Source organism: Tsukamurella spumae, assembly GCF_012396015.1.
GTDB lineage: Bacteria > Actinomycetota > Actinomycetes > Mycobacteriales > Mycobacteriaceae > Tsukamurella > Tsukamurella spumae.
Window position 1 is genome coordinate 136413 of sequence record NZ_JAAXOQ010000004.1, and the last position, 15921, is coordinate 152333.

Genomic DNA, 15921 nt, shown 5'->3' on the forward strand with positions numbered 1-15921 from the left:
CCGGGCGCGCCTTCCGCGCACTGTGACGCGAATCGCGCGCAAACCTCGCAACGTCTGTATGTTCGATCCGTGGACCTCCGAAGATTCCTCGACGGACGTGGGGGTCAGCTGGCCTTCCTCACGTACCAACACGCCTCGCTGGTGATCCAGTGCGTGCTGGTGGGCGTCGTCATCGCGCTGGTGGTTGCGGCCCTGGTCTACCGGTCGCGGGCGGGGGCGGCGTTCGCGACCGCCGTCGCCTCCGTCGGGATGACGGTGCCCTCGCTGGCCCTCCTCGCCCTGCTGCTCATCGTGTTCGGGCTGGGCGTCACGCCGTCCGTCACGATGCTCGTGTTCTACGCCACGCTGCCCATCCTGACCAGTGCCATCGTCGGCCTGCAGGCGGTTCCGGCGGCACTCGTGGAGGCGGCGCGCGGACTGGGGATGCCGCGCTGGCGGGTGCTGGCCACCGTCGAACTGCCGAACGCGTGGCCGGTCATCCTCACGGGGATCCGGGTGAGTACGCAGCTCGTCGTGGGCGTCGCGACCGTGGTCGCTTACGTCCTGGGGCCGGGCCTCGGCTCCCTGATCTTCTCCGGCCTCGCCCGCCTCGGCGGCGCGGGTGCCCTCGAATCCGCGCTGGTGGGCACCGTTCTCGTGGTGGCCGTCGCGCTCGTACTCGACGGCCTGCTGGTCCTGCTGGGCCGCTTCACCGTCTCGAAGGGACTGCGATGAGTCAGACGACGGGCGTATCGATCGAGCTGGAGAAGGTGATCAAGCGCTACCGCGGGCAGGACAAGCCGGCGGTCAAGGAGCTGTCCATCGCCATCGGGGCAGGGGAGACGGTGGCCATCGTCGGGCCCTCGGGCTGCGGGAAGACCACCACGCTCAAGATGATCAACCGGCTGATCGAGCCCTCCTCGGGGCGGGTGCTCATCGGCGGCACGGACGTCACCCAGGCCGACGCCGACGGGCTGCGCCAGGGCATCGGCTACGTCGTCCAGGCCGGCGGGTTGTTCCCGCACTGGACGGTGGAGAAGAACGTGGCCGCGGTGCCCGGCCTGCTGGGCTGGGACAAGGCCCGCACCCGGGCCCGCGTGACCGAGCTGCTCGAGCTCGTCGGTCTCGATCCGGGGGAGTTCCGCGGACGGTTCCCCAAGGAGATGTCCGGCGGGCAGCAGCAGCGCGTCGGCGTGGCTCGCGCGCTGGCGGCCGATCCGCCGGTCCTGCTCATGGACGAGCCCTTCGGCGCCGTGGACCCCATCACCCGCGTGCGCCTGCAGGACCAGCTGCTGGCGATCCAGGAGGAGTTGCACAAGACGGTCGTGATCGTGACCCACGACGTCGACGAGGCGATCAAGCTGGGCGATCGGGTGCTGATCCTCTCGGAGGGCGGCCAGGTGGAGCAGTTCGGCACGCCCGAGGAGATCCTCACGGCGCCCGCGAACGATTTCGTGCGGGAGTTCGTCGGCTCGGGAGCCACGCTCAAGCACCTCTCGCTGACCTCGGTCAGCGAGATCCCCAGCGCCCCGGTGGTGCTCGCCCGCCCCGGCGACCGGTCCGAGGAGGTCGCCGCCCGGGCTCGCGAGGCCGGCCTGAGCTGGGTGGTGGTGGTCGACGCCGACGACCGGCCGCGCGCATGGCCCTCCGTGTCCGAGGTGCTCAGCAAGCCGGAGGTCTCGACCTACGTCGATCAGCGGCTGCCCGTCGCGGAGCGCACCGCGACGCTCGCGGACGCGCTCGACGTCATGCTGGCCGCGAGTCAGGGCGGAGTCCTGGTGACCCAGCGCGGCAAGGTGATCGGCGCGCTGACCATCGAGCAGGTCGCGCAGCGCATCCGGGAGCGTCAGGCGATCGCCAACCCGGAGCAGGCCGCCGATACCTACCGGGCGGCGCCGTCATGACCGCCGCGGCCGGGCGGCCCGATCTGTCGAAACCCGCGAAGCCCCCGAAGAGCCCGCGGCCCGCGCGCGTGGGGCCCACGCCGCGGTTCGCCGGAGGCGTGCCCATCGACCTGATCCTCGAGCCGCTGCTCGTGGTCGTCGGCGTCGTGGGGTACCTGATCTGGCACGCCGCACAGGACTTCACGGAGACGGAGGCCGTGCAACTGCAGTGGTCCGCGCTCGGGACGTCCGTGTGGGAGCACGTCCGGCTCACCGTCGTCTCCGCCGTGCTGGTGGTGCTGATTGCGATCCCGCTGGGGATCCTGGTGACCCGCAAGCGGTTCGCCCGGGTCTCGCCGGTCATCGTCGGGCTGGCGAACGTGGGGCAGGCGGCGCCCGTGCTGGGAATGGTCGTGCTGTTCGCGATGTGGTTCGGCACCGGATTCCGCACCGCCGTCGCGGCGCTGGTGGTCTACGCGGTTCTACCGATCCTGCAGAACACCGTCACGGGGCTGCGTCAGGTGGACGAGCGGATCATCGAAGCCGCACGCGGGCAGGGCTTCTCCGCGTTCGCGACGTTGTTGCGGGTGGAACTGCCGCTCTCCGTGCCGGTGATCCTGCACGGCGTCCGGACGGCGCTGGTCATCCTCGTCGGTACCGCCACCCTGGGAACCTTCATCGGGGCGGGCGGCCTCGGCGTGCTCATCACGACGGGCGTCACGCTGTACCTGCCGCCGCTGCTGTTCACCGGTGCGCTGCTCGTGGCGTTGCTGGCCCTCGCGATCGACTGGCTGGCCCGGCTCGCCGAGTACCTGCTGGCGCCGCGGGGCCTGCGCGGGGTGAGCGCATGACCGCGCGGGCCGGGCGCATCGCCGCGCGGGCGGGGCGGCTGCGCCGCGCGATGATCCCGCTGGTGGCCACCGCCGCCCTGGTGCTCGGTGGATGTGGACTCGAGAGCTCGTCCGGGCACTTCGTGCACGCGGAGTCCGCGGACGGGCAGCGTCCCCTGGCCGGCGCGACGATCTCCGTGACCTCGAAGTCCTTCAGTGAGGGGGTGCTGCTCGGGAAGATCAGCGCGACGATCCTGCAGGCCGCCGGCGCGGACATCACCGACCTCACGAACGCGCCGGGCTCGATGTCCTCGCGCCAGGCGATGGTCAGCGGTGCCGCGGATGTCTCGTGGGAGTACACGGGCACGATCTGGGTGAGCTACCTCCAGAAGACTGAGACGATCACCGACTCGAAGACGCTCTGGACTAAGGTCCGGGACGCGGAGCGGGCCAACGGCATCGAGGTGCTCGCGCCCGCACCGTTCAACAACACCTACGCCTTCGCAGTCACGTCCGCGCAGAAGCAGCAGCGGAACTTGCGCACCCTGAGCGATCTGTTTCGACTGCCGCCCGCGCAGCGCAGCCTGTGCGTCGATCCCGAGTTCCAGTCGCGCCCCGACGGCCTCGGCAAGCTCCTGGAGAAGTACGAGGTGCCGCTGGGGTCCGGGACCCCGCCGAACACGGTGACCACCATGGACGCCGGTGTGATCTACTCGGCGGTGTCGGGGAACACCTGCCTCGCGGGCGATGTGTACGCGACCGACGGCCGGATTCGCAAGCTCGGTCTACAACTGCTCGACGACGATCGGAAGTCTCTCCCGCCCTACGATGGGGTGCCGGAGGTCCGGTCGGACGCACTGGCGAAGTATCCCGCGATCGCTGAGGTCCTCGGCAAGGTGAGCCGCCTGTTGACGAACGAGACCATGCAGGAGCTCAACGGCCAGATCGACATCGAGGGTAAGGATCCCTCCGACGTGGCGGTGACCTGGCTGCGGAAGGTGGGCCTCGTTCGCTGAGCGGTCTTTCCGGTCGCGCTGAGCGGAAGGGTTCTCCCGGAGGACGTGGCGTCCGACACTGAGGCGCATGACCGAGAACGCACCGGACCTGTTGGCGCTCACCGCGGTCGAGGCCGCCAAGGTACGTGCGGGCTACTACGACAGGGTGATCCCGGCGCAGTGGCCCGTGGGCGAGCGGTGGGCCACGCGCCTGCGGGGCGACGACGAGGTTGATGTCTGGCTGATCAGTTGGGTGCCCGAACGCTCCACGGAGCTGCACGACCACGCCGGGTCGCTCGGCGCGCTCACCGTCGTCGACGGTGCGCTCTCCGAGTGGAGCTGGGACGGTGCGGCACTGCGGGAGAGGCGGATCGGGCCGGGCGAACAGGCCTCGTTCGACCGCGGCTGGGTGCACGACGTGACCCGGCATCCCGAGGCACACGACGCCGCGTCTGGTGAGGCGGCCGCGCCGACCCTGTCGGTGCACGCCTATTCGCCTCCGCTGACCGCGATGTCGTACTACGAGGTCACCCCCGGCGGTAGGCTTCGCAGGGTGCGCAGCGAACTGACCGACGAACCCGAGGGTCCCACCGGCGGGCGCGGCATCGATGTCCTCCTCGCGAACGCGCGGGACCGCATCGACCGCGTCGAGGCGGCGGACCTGCGCGCGGAACTGGACGCGGGCGCGATCCTCGTCGACACCCGCCCCGCGGCGCAGCGCGCCGCCGAGGGCGAGGTCGAAGGCGCGCTGGTGATCGAGCGGAACGTGCTCGAGTGGCGCCTCGACCCGACGTCCGACGCCCGCATCCCCGAGGCCACCGGCTGGGACGTGCGGTGGCTCGTGATGTGCCAGGAGGGCTACTCCAGCTCGCTCGCCGCTGCCGCCCTGCGCGACCTCGGGCTGCATCGCGCCGCCGATGTGGCGGGCGGGTACGCGGCCGTGGCCGCGGCGTCCGTCCGCTGAGCCCGCGTCAGGGCTCGCGCGGCACGGACCACCGCACGACGGTGCCGGGCCGTTCGGCGTTCGCATCCGCGGGCAGGAGTTCGACGGTGCCGCCGCGCAGTTCGGCCCTGGTCGCAAGGTTCCGCAGGCCGCTGCGCCGGCCACCGTCGGGAATGCCGGAGCCGTCGTCGGCCACCTCGACGGTGACCGCGTCGCTGCCGGCGATCACCGTCACCGAGACCCGCGTGCCGCCGGAGTGGCGCATCGCGTTGGAGACCCCCTCCGTGACCACCGCCTCCAGGTCGCGGGCCAGCGTCTCGTCGGACACCGCGCTCTCGACCGGACCCGAAAAGCCGATGTCGGCCGACAACCCGCCGCCGTGCGCCACGGCTCGCACCGCCCGGACCAGCCGGGTGCGCAGCCCGCTCTGGCCCGAGGACAGCTCGAAGATGGTCGAACGGATGTCGGCGATGGTGCGGTCCAGCTCGCCGATGACCGCGTCGAGCCGCTCGCGGACCGGTTCGTCCTCGGTGGTGGACCGCGCGACCTGCAGGCCGAGCCCGGCGGCGAAGATCCGCTGAATCACGTGGTCGTGCAGGTCTCGCCCGATGCGTTCGCGCTCCTCGGTCACCTGCAGCTCTCCGAGCCGCTCCTGTTGCTGCAGCGCGGCCGAGTGCATCTGTGCGTTGTCGATCGCCACGGCGGTGGCGGCGGCGAAGATCTCGATGGCCTTCGCGTCGCTCGCCGTGAACGCGAGACCGTCCGCCTTCTCGGACAGGTAGATGCATCCGAACAGTTCTCCGCCGACGATGATCGGCGCACCCAGGAAGCTGTGCATCGGAGGGTGATTCGGCGGGAAGCCCACCGAGGAGGGATGCTCGGACAGCTCGGCGATCCGCACCGGTTGCTGGACCTCGAGCAGGTACCCCAGCAGGCCGCGGCCGCACGGGGGATCGCCGATGAGCGCGGCGGCCTCGGCGTCGATACCGACGTAGATGAACTCCTCGAGCGTGCCGTCGCCACTGCTCACGCCGACCGCACCGTAGCGCGCGTCCACGAGCGTCATCGCGGAGGTGACGATGCGGCGCACCGTCGCGGGAAGATCCAGGCCCTGGGCGACCACCATGACCGCGCTGAGGATGTCCTGCAGGTCGGCGTCCGTCCGCTGCGCGCCGGCGCGGAGTTGATCGGTCATCGAGCCGTACCCCGCCGAACGGGGAGCCTCTTCGGGACGGAAGTCCCTGGCGCGCATGCCCGACGAGCATGAAGCTGGGCAGCGTGAACGGAATCGATATCGACCCGCTGGACCGCTCCGACGTGCGCGCGCTCGTCGTGGACCTCGCCGAAGCCGCGTACACCGGTCGGCTCGCCCGCTGGAACGAGGTGCGCACGACCGCGGGCGTCGATGATCTCGATTGGGAGTACCTCGTGTGCAAGCTGCTGGGCCGGCTGCTGGCCGAACGCGCGGTGCAGGATGGTACCCCGGCGGTCGACGCGTGGCCGAAGCTGCGCGCCGCCCTGGTCTGACCCGCTCACAGGCGCGCTTTGCCGGAGTCGCGCCACTGCGCCGCCCGCAACGCGGCCTGCACGCGGTTCTCGACCCCGAGCTTGGCGAGGATGCCGGTGACGTGGTTGCGGATGGTCTTCTCCGCCAGGAACATCCGCTCGCCGATCTGCTTGTTCGTCAAGCCCTCGGCGAGGAGCGCCAGGACCGCCTCCTCCTGCGTCGTCAGCCCGGCGGGGATCGCCGACGGGGTCTCCTCCGCCCGGCGGATCCGCTGCAGCACGCGGGCGGTGCTGGCCGAGTCCAGGAGCGAGCCCCCGCTCGCCACCGTGCGGATCGCCGACACCAACTCCGTTCCGCGGATCTGCTTGAGCACGTAGCCCTGGGCGCCCGCGGTGATCGCGTCGAGCAGGGCGTCGTCGTCCGAGTAGGAGGTGAGCACGAGGCAGGGCAGGCCGGGCAGCTGCCCGCGCAGCGTCCGGATGAGGTCGATGCCGGACCCGTCGGGCAGGCGCACGTCGACCACCGCGACATCGGGCCGTACCGCGGGGATGCGGGCGAGGGCCTCGCGGACCGTCGACGCCTCGCCGACCACGGTGTGGGTACCGTCCGTGGCGAGGAGGTCGGCGAGTCCGCGCCGGACGATCTCGTGGTCGTCGACGAGGAATACCGAAGGCATGTACCCAGGGTAGGCCCGCCCGGCGATCGAAACACCGTCGGAGAAGGTCAGAGGGACCGTCGTCGAGCGATCTCGGGACATCTGTCCCGCTCGTCCGGTGCGCACATCCCGAGCGGTGGCGGCCTCACTGTCGCCCGTGCGCCCGGGACGTCACCGGGGACCATCGCCACTGCCCGAGCGGCGCCGGACCGAGCAGCATGGACTCCATGAGTGACCTGACTGATCTGGAACTGCTGTACGAGCTGTCGGACACCGCCGAACAGGAGGTCGACCGGCACTTGCGGCAGGCGGTCGACTGGCACCCGCACGACTACGTGCCGTGGAGCCGTGGCCGCGACTTCGCCGCGCTCGGCGGCGAGGACTTCCAGGAGGACGACTCGGCGCTGACGCCCGTGGCGCGGGCGGCGCTGGTGATGAACCTGCTCACCGAGGACAACCTCCCCAGCTACCACCGCGAGATCGCCGCGAACTTCACGCTCGACGGCGCGTGGGGCTACTGGGTGCACCGCTGGACGGCGGAGGAGGCACGGCACTCGATCGTGCTGCGCGACTACCTCACCGTGACCCGCGGCGTGGATCCGGTCGAGCTCGAGGACCTCCGGATGACGCAGATGCAGCACGGTTTCGCGCCGGGGATGAACTCCATGCTGCTGTCGGTGAGCTACGTGACCTTCCAGGAGCTCGCGACCCGGATCAGCCACCGAAACACCGCCGCCGCGTGTGCCGACCCCATCGCCGACCGGATGCTCGCCCGCGTCGCCGCCGACGAGAACCTGCACATGCTCTTCTACCGCAACATCCTCGGGGCCGCGATCGAGGTGGCCCCGGAACAGGCGCTGACCGCGATCCACGCCGTACTCACCAACTTCCAGATGCCGGGCGCCGCGTTGCCGCACTTCCGGCGGGACGCGGTCCTCATGGCCAAGAACGGCATCTACGACCTGCGGCAGCATCGCGACGCGGTGGTGGTTCCGGTGCTGCGGCACTGGCGCCTGCTCGAGCGCACGGACTTCACCGGCGAGGCCGCCCGGATGCGGGATCTCATCGGCGGCTTCGTGGATGAACTCGAGGTCCGGGCCCGCAAGTTCGAGCAGTCGCGCGATCGAGCCCTCGAACGGGATGCGCGCCGGCTCGAGCGGGCGGCCAGCTGACGGAGCTCCGCTAGATTGGGGGCATGCAGGTACAGCTCCGCCACAACCCCTCGTTCTCGATGGCGCGGTGCCAGTTGGCGCCCAACGAGCCCATGACCGTGGAGTCCGGGGCGATGGTCGCGCACTCGGCGGGGATGAACCTCCAGTCGCAGGCGCAGGGCGGCATCATGCAGGGCCTCAAGCGGAGCCTCCTCTCCGGCGAGTCCTTCTTCGTCTCCACCTTCACCGCGCCGCCGTCCGGCGGATGGGTCGACATCGCGGGCACGCTCCCCGGCGACATCGCCGTGCTGCAGATCCAGCCCGATCGGCCCTACTACGTGACGCGCGGTGGCTGGCTCGCCAGCTCCTACGGTGTGCAGACCACCACCCAATTCGGCGGTGCCAAGACCTTTTTCGGCGGGGAGGGCGCGTTCGGCCTGCAGGCCGCCGGTCAGGGCGAGGTGCTGGTCGCCTGCTACGGCGCGATCGACGTGATCGACCTGCGGCCCGGCGAGCAGGTGGTCATCGACACCGGGCACGTGGTCGCGTACGACCTGAACATGCAATTCAGCATGCGTCGCGCCGTGCAGGGCAAGTGGATCCAGTCCATGAAGTCCGGCGAGGGCATGGTCTTCGAGTTCACCGGGCCCGGCCGGGTCCTGTTGCAGACGCGCAATCCGCGCGGTCTGGAGGGCTGGGTGCGGTCGGTGGTGCCGTCGGCGTGATTGTCGCGCGAACGCCCAGGTCGCACAGTGTAGTTCGTCGCGCTGCACGCCGGGGAGGTTCGCCCGAGATTTGACCGGTGCCATGGCCACTGTGATCTAGTGGGATTATGGCTACTGTAACTAATCAGACAGGAGACCATCGCCGGACCGACTGGGTCGTGTTCGGCGTGACGGGCGCAGCGGTACTCGCGTTCGTCCTCTGGGGTTTCCTGGATTCGGATGGGTTGAAGACGACGACCACCGATGTCCTCAATTGGATCATCACGGACCTGGGCTGGCTGTTCCTCATCTCCGCCAGCTTCTTCGTCCTCTTCGCCGCCTTCCTCGCCTTCTCCAGGTTCGGCCGCATCCCGCTGGGCCGGGACGGGGAGAAGCCCGAGTACAAGACCGTTTCGTGGATCGCGATGATGTTCAGCGCCGGCATGGGCATCGGCCTGATGTTCTTCGGCGCGGCGGAACCGATCGCCCACTTCGTCGGGGCTCCGCCCGGCATGAGCAGCCACGACGTGGCCGTCGCGATGGCGACCACCATGTTCCACTGGGGCTTCCACCCGTGGGCCATCTACGCGGTGGTCGGCCTGGCCATCGCCTACAGCACCTACCGGTGCGGACGCAGCCAGCTGATCAGCTCGGTGTTCGCACCGATCTTCAACCGCACCGGCGGGTACGGCGTGGGCGGCCGGGTGATCGACATCCTCGCCATCTTCGCCACCCTGTTCGGCACCACCGCCTCGCTCGGCCTGGGTGCCGCGCAGGTCGGCGCCGGACTTGAGCGCCTGGGCTGGGCCGACGACGGGTCGAGCACCCTGCTGCTCGTCGGCATCATCGCGATCCTCACCCTCGCGTTCGTGGCATCCGCCGTCTCCGGCATCGCCAAAGGCATTCAGTGGCTGTCGAACACCAACATGGTGCTCGCCCTGATCCTGGCGGTGTTCGTGTTCGTCGTCGGGCCCACCGTGTTCATCCTGAACCTGGTGCCCACGTCGATCGGCGCGTACGCGGCGGACTTCATGGACATGTCCGCGCGCTCCGCCGCCAACGAGCCCGATGCCGGCAAGTGGCTCTCCACCTGGACCATCTTCTACTGGGCGTGGTGGGTCAGCTGGACGCCCTTCGTGGGCCTGTTCCTCGCGAAGATCTCGCGCGGCCGCAGTATCCGCGAGTTCGTCATCGGCGTGATGGCCGTGCCCACCCTGGTGTCCCTGGCGTGGTTCGCGATCTTCGGCGGCACCGCGATACACCAGGAGCAGGCGGGCCTCGGCATCAGCGGGGCGAAGGACGAGGAGGTCCTGCTGTTCGACTCGCTGGGTCACCTTCCGTGGCCCACGATCACGGCGTTCCTGGTGGTCCTGCTGGTGGGCATCTTCTTCGTCTCCGGCGCGGACTCCGCGTCGATCGTCATGGGCACGCTCTCGCAGCGCGGCGTCGAGGAGCCCAACCGGCTGATCACCGTCTTCTGGGGCGTGCTCACCGGAACCGTTGCGGCGCTGTTGCTCTGGGTCAGTGGTGACGACGCCCTCACCGGCATCAAACAGATGGCGATCATCGCGGCGGCGCCCTTCCTGGTGGTGATGATCGGCATGTGCGTGGCGCTGATGATGGATCTCTGGCACGACCCCCTGATCGTCGCGGAGCGCACGCACCGAGAGGAGCTCGGCGAGCGCATGCGCTGGCACGCCAACACCCTCGCCGTGACCGACGACAGCACCGATGTGCTGCCCTCGGACGACCTGCCCGTCTACTCCGACGGCGAGGTTCCCGCGGACCTGTACCACCCGTCGCACACGGGCGAGCTGGTCACCGTCGAGGCCTACGACGCCGACCATTCCGGTCCGATCGAGATCGCTACGAAGGCTATCGAAACCGATCCGAAGGAGGAGCTCTCGCGGTAGACAGGAGGACATGACCGCCTTCGTCACCGCAGAGACCCGTTCCGGCCGCGTGCGCGGCACCGTCGAGCGGGGTGTGGCCCGGTTCCTGGGCCTGCCCTACGCCGCCCCGCTCGACGGTGCCGGCTGGTTCCTGCCCGCGAGTGCGCCGGAGCCGTGGTCGGGGGAGCGGGACGCCACGGAGTACGGTCCGACGGTGCCCAAGCCGGGCTACCAGGGCCCCGTCTCGGAGATCCTCACCGCCGAGCCCGACTTCCCGGGCGCGGAATGCCTCAACCTCAACGTCTGGGCGCCCGAGGGGGCCGTCGACGCCCCGGTGTTCGTGTGGATCCACGGCGGCGCCTTCCGCAACGGCAGCGGCCGCAGCTCGCTCTACGCCGGAGCCGCCTTCGCCCGCGACGGCGTGGTGTGCGTGACCATCAACTACCGGCTAGGCGCCCTCGGCTTCCTGGACACCGGCGACGAGCACACCAATCTCGGACTGCGCGACCAGATCATGGCCCTGCATTGGGTGCGCGAGAACATCGCGGCGTTCGGCGGCGATCCGGCGCGGGTCACCGTGGCGGGCGAGTCGGCGGGCGGCATGAGCGTGGGTGCGCTGCTGAGCTCGCCGCTCGCTGCGGGGCTGTTCACGCAGGCCGTGCTGCAGAGCGGCGCGGGACACCACGCGATCACCCGGGAGACCGCGCAGAAGGTCACGCGGGCGCTCGCGGAGCGGCTCGGTGTCGCGCCCACCCGGGAGGCCTTCGCGGGCGTCGGCCAGGATGAGCTGATCGCCGCCTCGACCGCGCTCGACCTGGAGGTCCAGGGAAACCCGGATCCCGCGGTGTGGGGCGAACTCACCCGCAACGTGATGCTCTTCGAGCCGGTCATCGACGGCGACGTGCTGCCGCGGCTGCCGATCGAGGAGATCGCGGACGGTGCGGGATCGGACGTCCGGGTGCTCGCCGGTTCGACCGCCGACGAGGCGCGCTTCTTCATCGTGCCGGGCGGCATGATCGACCTGGTGCCGGAGGAGGCCCTCATCCCCACCGCGGCCAAGTACGGGCTGCCCGACCCCGCCGCCGCGGTCGCCCGGTACCGCGCCGCGGAACCGGACGCCTCGCCGGGAGACCTGTTCTGCCGCATCATGGCCGACTGGTTCTTCAGCATTCCCGCGGTGCGACTCGCGGAGGCGCGCCGCGGCGCCGCCGCCGACACCTACCTCTACCGCTTCGACGAGCCCTCCCGCGCACTCGGCGGGCGGCTCGGGGCGTGCCACGCCATCGAGCTGGCGTACGCCTTCGACAACCTGCTGGTGGAGGGCGCGGTGAATCTCACCGGCGCCGACGCGCGGCAGGCCGTCGCGGACGAGACGCACGCCGCGTGGGTCCGGTTCACCCGCGGCGAGGACCTCGACTGGCCGGTCCACCTCCCCGAGCGGACCGTGCGGGTGTTCGGGGGCGCGGGCGGCACCGTCGTCGATCCCGCCCCGGAGATCCGGGCCCTGTGGGAGGGCGTGCGCTGACCGCGGCCGGCCCGCGCTACTGAGCGGGCCGGTACATCGGGATGAGCTCGGGGCCGCCGGGCAGCCGGACCGGCGCGAGCGGCTCGAACCCGAAGCGCCGGTACAGCGGCACGTTGCGCGGATTGCTCGACTCCAGGTAGGCCGGGCCCGTGATCTCATCGAGTCCGTGCCGCAGCAGTGCGGAGCCGATCCCGCGGCCCGGGATCACCGCGCCCAGCGTGGCCAGATACCAGTGCGGCTTCGTCGGTCTCCGCTCGTCGAGCGCTTGCACCAGCCGTGCCCCGCGGCGCAGCCCGGTGGTGATCCCGGCGATCAGGACGGGCAGCGACGCGACCTGGCGAGCCAACGGCGGCCGGTAGCCCGGCGGGTCCCAGTACGCCGCGCCGACGGGGACGGCACCGTCGAACAGGAGATGGCCGGTGCCGGGCGCCCCGTGCGAGGCGATGTGGATCCCCGCGAAGACCGCCGCGTCGCGCCCCCGGCGCGGCTGGACCCACCGCAGCACCGGATCGTCGGCGAACGCTCGGGCGAGCACCTCGAACGACGCCCGCAGCGTGCGCCGGGTGACGTCCTCGATGCGGTGTCCGGTGAGCGGTTCCATACCTCCGACGGTACGCCCGCCGGGCGGATCAGTACGGGGCCGAACGCATCGGTCCGGGCGTGTACCAGCCGCTGCGCGTCGTCGAGCCGATCTCCAGCTGCGCGGGCTCCGCGGGCGTCCACGGCGTGAACCTCGTCAACGTGCCCCAGTCCATGGCCCACTTGCCCCGCAGGTAGGTCGGAACGACCTGCTCGTGGTACACCGCGTCGGTCACGCCGAGCGGACCGCCCGTCTTCCACCCCTGCCACGTGTTCGACGTGTTGATCGTCGCGAGGTAGTCGGGTGAGATCCGGTACTCGGGACGCTCGAAGACGCCGTTGATCGCGCGAACCTGGTGCTGGCACGGGAACGCGAAGGCCACCATGAAGTCCAGCGAGACCACCGTGTCCCGGCCCAGGAACTCCTGCACCGTCTTCATGGGGGTCAGGCGCGGCGGGGTGAGCACGACGGGGTCCGGCGACGGCACCCGGTCGTCGATCACCACGCGCACCGTGTCGGTGCCCCGGGGCAGATCGGCGGTGGGGAAGCGCAGGTTCCGCCAGTTGTTGTTGGTCCAGGCGTCGATCGGGATCATCCGCCCCAGCGGTTGCACCGTCCCGTTCGCCGCGCGGTGCCCGGCCTCCAGGTACAGCGTGCGCCCGTCGCGCTTGATGCCGTTCAGCCCGGTCGCGGCGACGGAGCCCGCGACCGAGAGCGTGATCAGCGGCGTGCGGTCGGTGACGGCGCCGAGCGTGTACCAGTCGGTGGTGAGGTTCGCCAGGCCCGTGGCGCCGCCGGAGCCGAGGACCGGCGTGGTCGCCGGGTTCAGGCCGAACGGGAGCGGCACGCCGTCGGTCCGGTAGTCCGGATCGCGCTTGCCGCCCACCGTCTCCGGCACGTCCTGGTTGGTGGCATCGGTGTTGTGCCCGGGGTTCGACAACACCGGTGACACCCAACTCGGGACACCCGTCGGGGTGAACCCGGTCGACCGGCCGGCGAGCGCCTGCGCGGCGGTGGGCACGGAACCGTCGGGCCGTGGCGCGGGCGCCAGCTGCCCGGCGTTCGGGTCGCCTTCGACGAGGACGTAGTCCGCCATCGAACACGTATCACCCTGCAGTGCACGGGCGTTGGATGCCGTCCAGGAGAAGCTCCCGCGCTGGGTGTAGGCGCCCTTCGCCATCGTGCTGATGTCGAGCAGCACCATGAGCATGGTGAGGATCGCCAGCGTGGGAATCGCGCGGCCGCCGGGCCTCGTCGGCTCCGGCGCGTAGTCGCGGCGGTAGTGCAGCCACAGCCCGTACAGCGCGGTGAGCACCGATGCGGCGAAGAACACCCAGGACAGTTGCAGCCCGAACAGCTGGGGCGGCATGGTGTTCCACGGAATGCCGTAGGTGCCCACCCAGTAGTAGCCGATGCGGGCCGCGAACGAGATGCCGGCGATGAGCAGGACCGCCGCGGCGAAGAAGACGCGGTTGCGCTTGGAGCGCATCATCGGCGTCATCGTGAGCGTGGCCGCCACCGCCGCGATGCCCGCGGCGTAGCCGGCGAACAGACCGAGGTGGTGGGTCCACTTGGTGGGCGTGAACGCCAGCAGCACGATCGTCGCGAAGAAGACGGCCATGAGCCGCCAGACGGGGCCCGACGCGATGCCCGCGGGGCGCCGGCGGCGCAGCATGAACACGAGCACCGTGAGCAGGCACAGGAAGGCCGTCAGGACGCCGATGCGGCGCACCAGCGAGCCGTCCTCCGTCTCGAGCATCAGGTAGTAGTAGCGGACGCCCTCCTCGTACCACTGCAGAGTCGGCCCGGTGACCCCCTTGACCGCGATCGCCTCGCGCAGGGAGGCGAAGGTCGGGCTGAAGAAGGCGTAGAACAGGTACGCCGTGCCCGAGGCGAGGATCGGCGCGACCAGCGGAAGCAGCCCATCGCGCCCCCGGCGCTTGACGATGCGCGTGACGATCTGCCGGGACGCGGCGAGCAGCGCCGCCACGGCGATCAGGCCACCCGGTGCCGCACCCAGACTCAGCGCCGCGCAGGGCACCGCGATGGCCACCGGGAGCAGGCGGCCGGTCGCGATGGTGCGTTCCACCGAGACCCAGGTGAGCAGCGAGAAGAACACCACCGCGGGCTCGGGGCGCAGGCCGTTGTTGAGCGGCAGCCAGATCAGCAGGAAGCCGCCCGCGCCCGCCCACATCGCGGCGGGGTTGTTGCGCACCGCGCGGCCGAGCCGCGGGATCATCTCGCGGGAGATGACCAGCCAGGTCAGCAGGCCCATCACGAGGCCCGGGATCCGCATGGCCGGTGCGGCGGTGGTGACATGGGAGATCAGCGTGAACAGGTAGTCGTTCCAGCCGAACGGATTCTCCGGCACGCCGAAGCTGCGGAAGTAGTTGATCATGTAGCCGCTGTGACCGGCCTGCGTGGCCATCGTCAGCTGGTAGCCGTCGTCGGAGGTGTTGGGCCCGATCAGCCACCAGATGCCGAGCACCGCGATCACGGTGAAGTCCACCGGCCGGGGGCGCAGCCAGCCCGGCGGCATGATCCGCACGTGGCCGCGGCCGTCGCGCAGGTCGAGGAAGCCCAGCGCCACGAGCGACAGGATCGTCGACGCGATGCCCACGATGATCGCGATCAGCTTCAGTGCGGACGGCGAGGTGTTGAACCGCGTGTCCACCTGGGTCTTCACGTCGATGCCGGCGACCGGTGTCGATGCCGGGAGATCGGTGTAGAAGCCGGTGATCTGCGGCCGCAGGTTCGGGTCGGCGACGGTGTTGGACAGCTGGTTCGAGGTCTGCGCGCCCGCGGGCATGCCGGTGAACCGCGCGGTCGTCGATTCCGGCGTCGAGACGAAACCGATCGCGCAGTCCGCCCCGGCGCGGGCGACGTCGGCCCGGTTCGCGGTGGCCAGGGCGACGTCCCGGTCGGCGACGATCACATTGCGCGCATCGGCCCGGATCACCAGTCCCTGGCGGCCGGACCGCGGACCGTCCTCCGGCAGCGTGCGCAGGAGCGTACCGCCCTGCGCGGGCAGCTCGTTCACCAGAGAACACGGCAGCGACACGTCGAGCCGGATCGGTGCGTAGGCGACGAGCGGCGCGTCGATATCGCTCACGCGGCCGTTCTGCGGCCAGTGCACCGCGGTGGTGGTCTCCTTCACCGGCAGGAAGGGGATCAGGATCGCCAGGACGAATCCCAGTACGCCCGCGACCGCGGCGACGATGCGCCAGGTCCCGTAGCGGCGCTCCGGCGGGACGGTCGAGTTCTCGCTTGTCATGAG

The 15921-nt window shown here is 70.6% G+C and carries 14 protein-coding genes and 1 pseudogene; 11 read left to right on the plus strand and 4 right to left on the minus strand.

Annotated elements, in window-relative coordinates; all coding sequences use genetic code 11:
• The first annotated feature begins 69 nt into the window (after positions 1 to 69).
• The 6 genes and pseudogenes from HF999_RS04645 (at position 70) to HF999_RS22395 (ending at position 4651) form a co-directional block, all read left to right on the plus strand.
• Positions 70 to 714: an ABC transporter permease gene (locus HF999_RS04645; protein ID WP_168544733.1), complete on the plus strand. Its 645-nt coding sequence runs from the start codon at positions 70 to 72 to the stop codon at positions 712 to 714.
• Entirely contained in the window at positions 711 to 1883 is a 1173-nt protein-coding gene (locus HF999_RS04650) for an ATP-binding cassette domain-containing protein (protein ID WP_068570689.1), read from the plus strand. Before HF999_RS04645 ends, HF999_RS04650 begins: the two co-directional genes overlap by 4 nt.
• On the plus strand, positions 1880 to 2713 hold the full coding sequence (locus tag HF999_RS04655) for an ABC transporter permease (RefSeq protein ID WP_068570687.1): 834 nt from the start codon (positions 1880 to 1882) through the stop codon (positions 2711 to 2713). Before HF999_RS04650 ends, HF999_RS04655 begins: the two co-directional genes overlap by 4 nt.
• On the plus strand, positions 2710 to 3708 hold the full coding sequence (locus tag HF999_RS04660) for a glycine betaine ABC transporter substrate-binding protein (protein WP_168544734.1): 999 nt from the start codon (positions 2710 to 2712) through the stop codon (positions 3706 to 3708). The genes HF999_RS04655 and HF999_RS04660 overlap by 4 nt, the downstream gene beginning before the upstream one ends.
• A 67-nt stretch (positions 3709 to 3775) precedes the next feature.
• Positions 3776 to 4273: pseudogene (locus HF999_RS22390) on the plus strand (cupin domain-containing protein); the annotation flags it as partial.
• A gap of 75 nt (positions 4274 to 4348) precedes the next feature.
• A complete protein-coding gene (locus HF999_RS22395; protein ID WP_281347313.1) occupies positions 4349 to 4651 on the plus strand; it encodes a rhodanese-like domain-containing protein in 303 nt (100 codons plus the stop codon).
• Positions 4652 to 4658: 7 nt separating this feature from the next.
• Here the strand turns inward: HF999_RS22395 and HF999_RS04670 are convergent, their stop codons facing one another.
• Positions 4659 to 5825, minus strand: coding sequence for a GAF domain-containing sensor histidine kinase (locus HF999_RS04670; protein ID WP_168544736.1), 1167 nt, complete (start codon positions 5823 to 5825; stop codon positions 4659 to 4661).
• Between the two features lie 83 nt (positions 5826 to 5908).
• Between HF999_RS04670 and HF999_RS04675 the strand changes: the two genes are divergently transcribed.
• Positions 5909 to 6157: a hypothetical protein gene (locus HF999_RS04675; protein WP_168544737.1), complete on the plus strand. Its 249-nt coding sequence runs from the start codon at positions 5909 to 5911 to the stop codon at positions 6155 to 6157.
• A 5-nt stretch (positions 6158 to 6162) separates the two neighbouring features.
• Here the strand turns inward: HF999_RS04675 and HF999_RS04680 are convergent, their stop codons facing one another.
• The gene (locus HF999_RS04680) at positions 6163 to 6813 is read right to left on the minus strand and encodes a response regulator transcription factor (protein WP_168544738.1); all 651 of its coding nucleotides are present in this window, start codon (positions 6811 to 6813) and stop codon (positions 6163 to 6165) included.
• Between the two features lie 206 nt (positions 6814 to 7019).
• Between HF999_RS04680 and HF999_RS04685 the strand changes: the two genes are divergently transcribed.
• The 4 genes from HF999_RS04685 (at position 7020) to HF999_RS04700 (ending at position 12064) form a co-directional block, all read left to right on the plus strand.
• A complete protein-coding gene (locus tag HF999_RS04685; protein WP_168544739.1) occupies positions 7020 to 7964 on the plus strand; it encodes an acyl-ACP desaturase in 945 nt (314 codons plus the stop codon).
• 23 nt (positions 7965 to 7987) lie between these two features.
• Positions 7988 to 8668: a TIGR00266 family protein gene (locus HF999_RS04690; protein ID WP_168544740.1), complete on the plus strand. Its 681-nt coding sequence runs from the start codon at positions 7988 to 7990 to the stop codon at positions 8666 to 8668.
• A 107-nt stretch (positions 8669 to 8775) separates the two neighbouring features.
• Positions 8776 to 10560, plus strand: coding sequence for a BCCT family transporter (locus HF999_RS04695; protein ID WP_168544741.1), 1785 nt, complete (start codon positions 8776 to 8778; stop codon positions 10558 to 10560).
• A gap of 10 nt (positions 10561 to 10570) precedes the next feature.
• On the plus strand, positions 10571 to 12064 hold the full coding sequence (locus HF999_RS04700; protein WP_168544742.1) for a carboxylesterase/lipase family protein: 1494 nt from the start codon (positions 10571 to 10573) through the stop codon (positions 12062 to 12064).
• Between the two features lie 16 nt (positions 12065 to 12080).
• Here the strand turns inward: HF999_RS04700 and HF999_RS04705 are convergent, their stop codons facing one another.
• Positions 12081 to 12665 carry a GNAT family N-acetyltransferase gene (locus HF999_RS04705; protein WP_246207228.1) on the minus strand — a complete coding sequence of 195 codons (585 nt, stop codon included), beginning with the start codon at positions 12663 to 12665 and terminating at the stop codon, positions 12081 to 12083.
• Between the two features lie 28 nt (positions 12666 to 12693).
• Positions 12694 to 15918 carry an arabinosyltransferase domain-containing protein gene (locus HF999_RS04710; protein ID WP_168544743.1) on the minus strand — a complete coding sequence of 1075 codons (3225 nt, stop codon included), beginning with the start codon at positions 15916 to 15918 and terminating at the stop codon, positions 12694 to 12696.
• Positions 15919 to 15921: the final 3 nt, after the last annotated feature.

Coding starts and splice junctions, on each gene's coding strand:
- HF999_RS04650 (WP_068570689.1), top strand. CDS start 711: ATGAGTCAGACGACGGGCGTATCGATCGAGCTGGAGAAGGTGATCAAG.
- HF999_RS04655 (WP_068570687.1), top strand. CDS start 1,880: ATGACCGCCGCGGCCGGGCGGCCCGATCTGTCGAAACCCGCGAAGCCC.
- HF999_RS04660 (WP_168544734.1), top strand. CDS start 2,710: ATGACCGCGCGGGCCGGGCGCATCGCCGCGCGGGCGGGGCGGCTGCGC.
- HF999_RS04670 (WP_168544736.1), bottom strand. CDS start 5,825: ATGACCGATCAACTCCGCGCCGGCGCGCAGCGGACGGACGCCGACCTG.
- HF999_RS04680 (WP_168544738.1), bottom strand. CDS start 6,813: ATGCCTTCGGTATTCCTCGTCGACGACCACGAGATCGTCCGGCGCGGA.
- HF999_RS04685 (WP_168544739.1), top strand. CDS start 7,020: ATGAGTGACCTGACTGATCTGGAACTGCTGTACGAGCTGTCGGACACC.
- HF999_RS04690 (WP_168544740.1), top strand. CDS start 7,988: ATGCAGGTACAGCTCCGCCACAACCCCTCGTTCTCGATGGCGCGGTGC.
- HF999_RS04695 (WP_168544741.1), top strand. CDS start 8,776: ATGGCTACTGTAACTAATCAGACAGGAGACCATCGCCGGACCGACTGG.
- HF999_RS04700 (WP_168544742.1), top strand. CDS start 10,571: ATGACCGCCTTCGTCACCGCAGAGACCCGTTCCGGCCGCGTGCGCGGC.
- HF999_RS04705 (WP_246207228.1), bottom strand. CDS start 12,665: ATGGAACCGCTCACCGGACACCGCATCGAGGACGTCACCCGGCGCACG.
- HF999_RS04710 (WP_168544743.1), bottom strand. CDS start 15,918: ATGACAAGCGAGAACTCGACCGTCCCGCCGGAGCGCCGCTACGGGACC.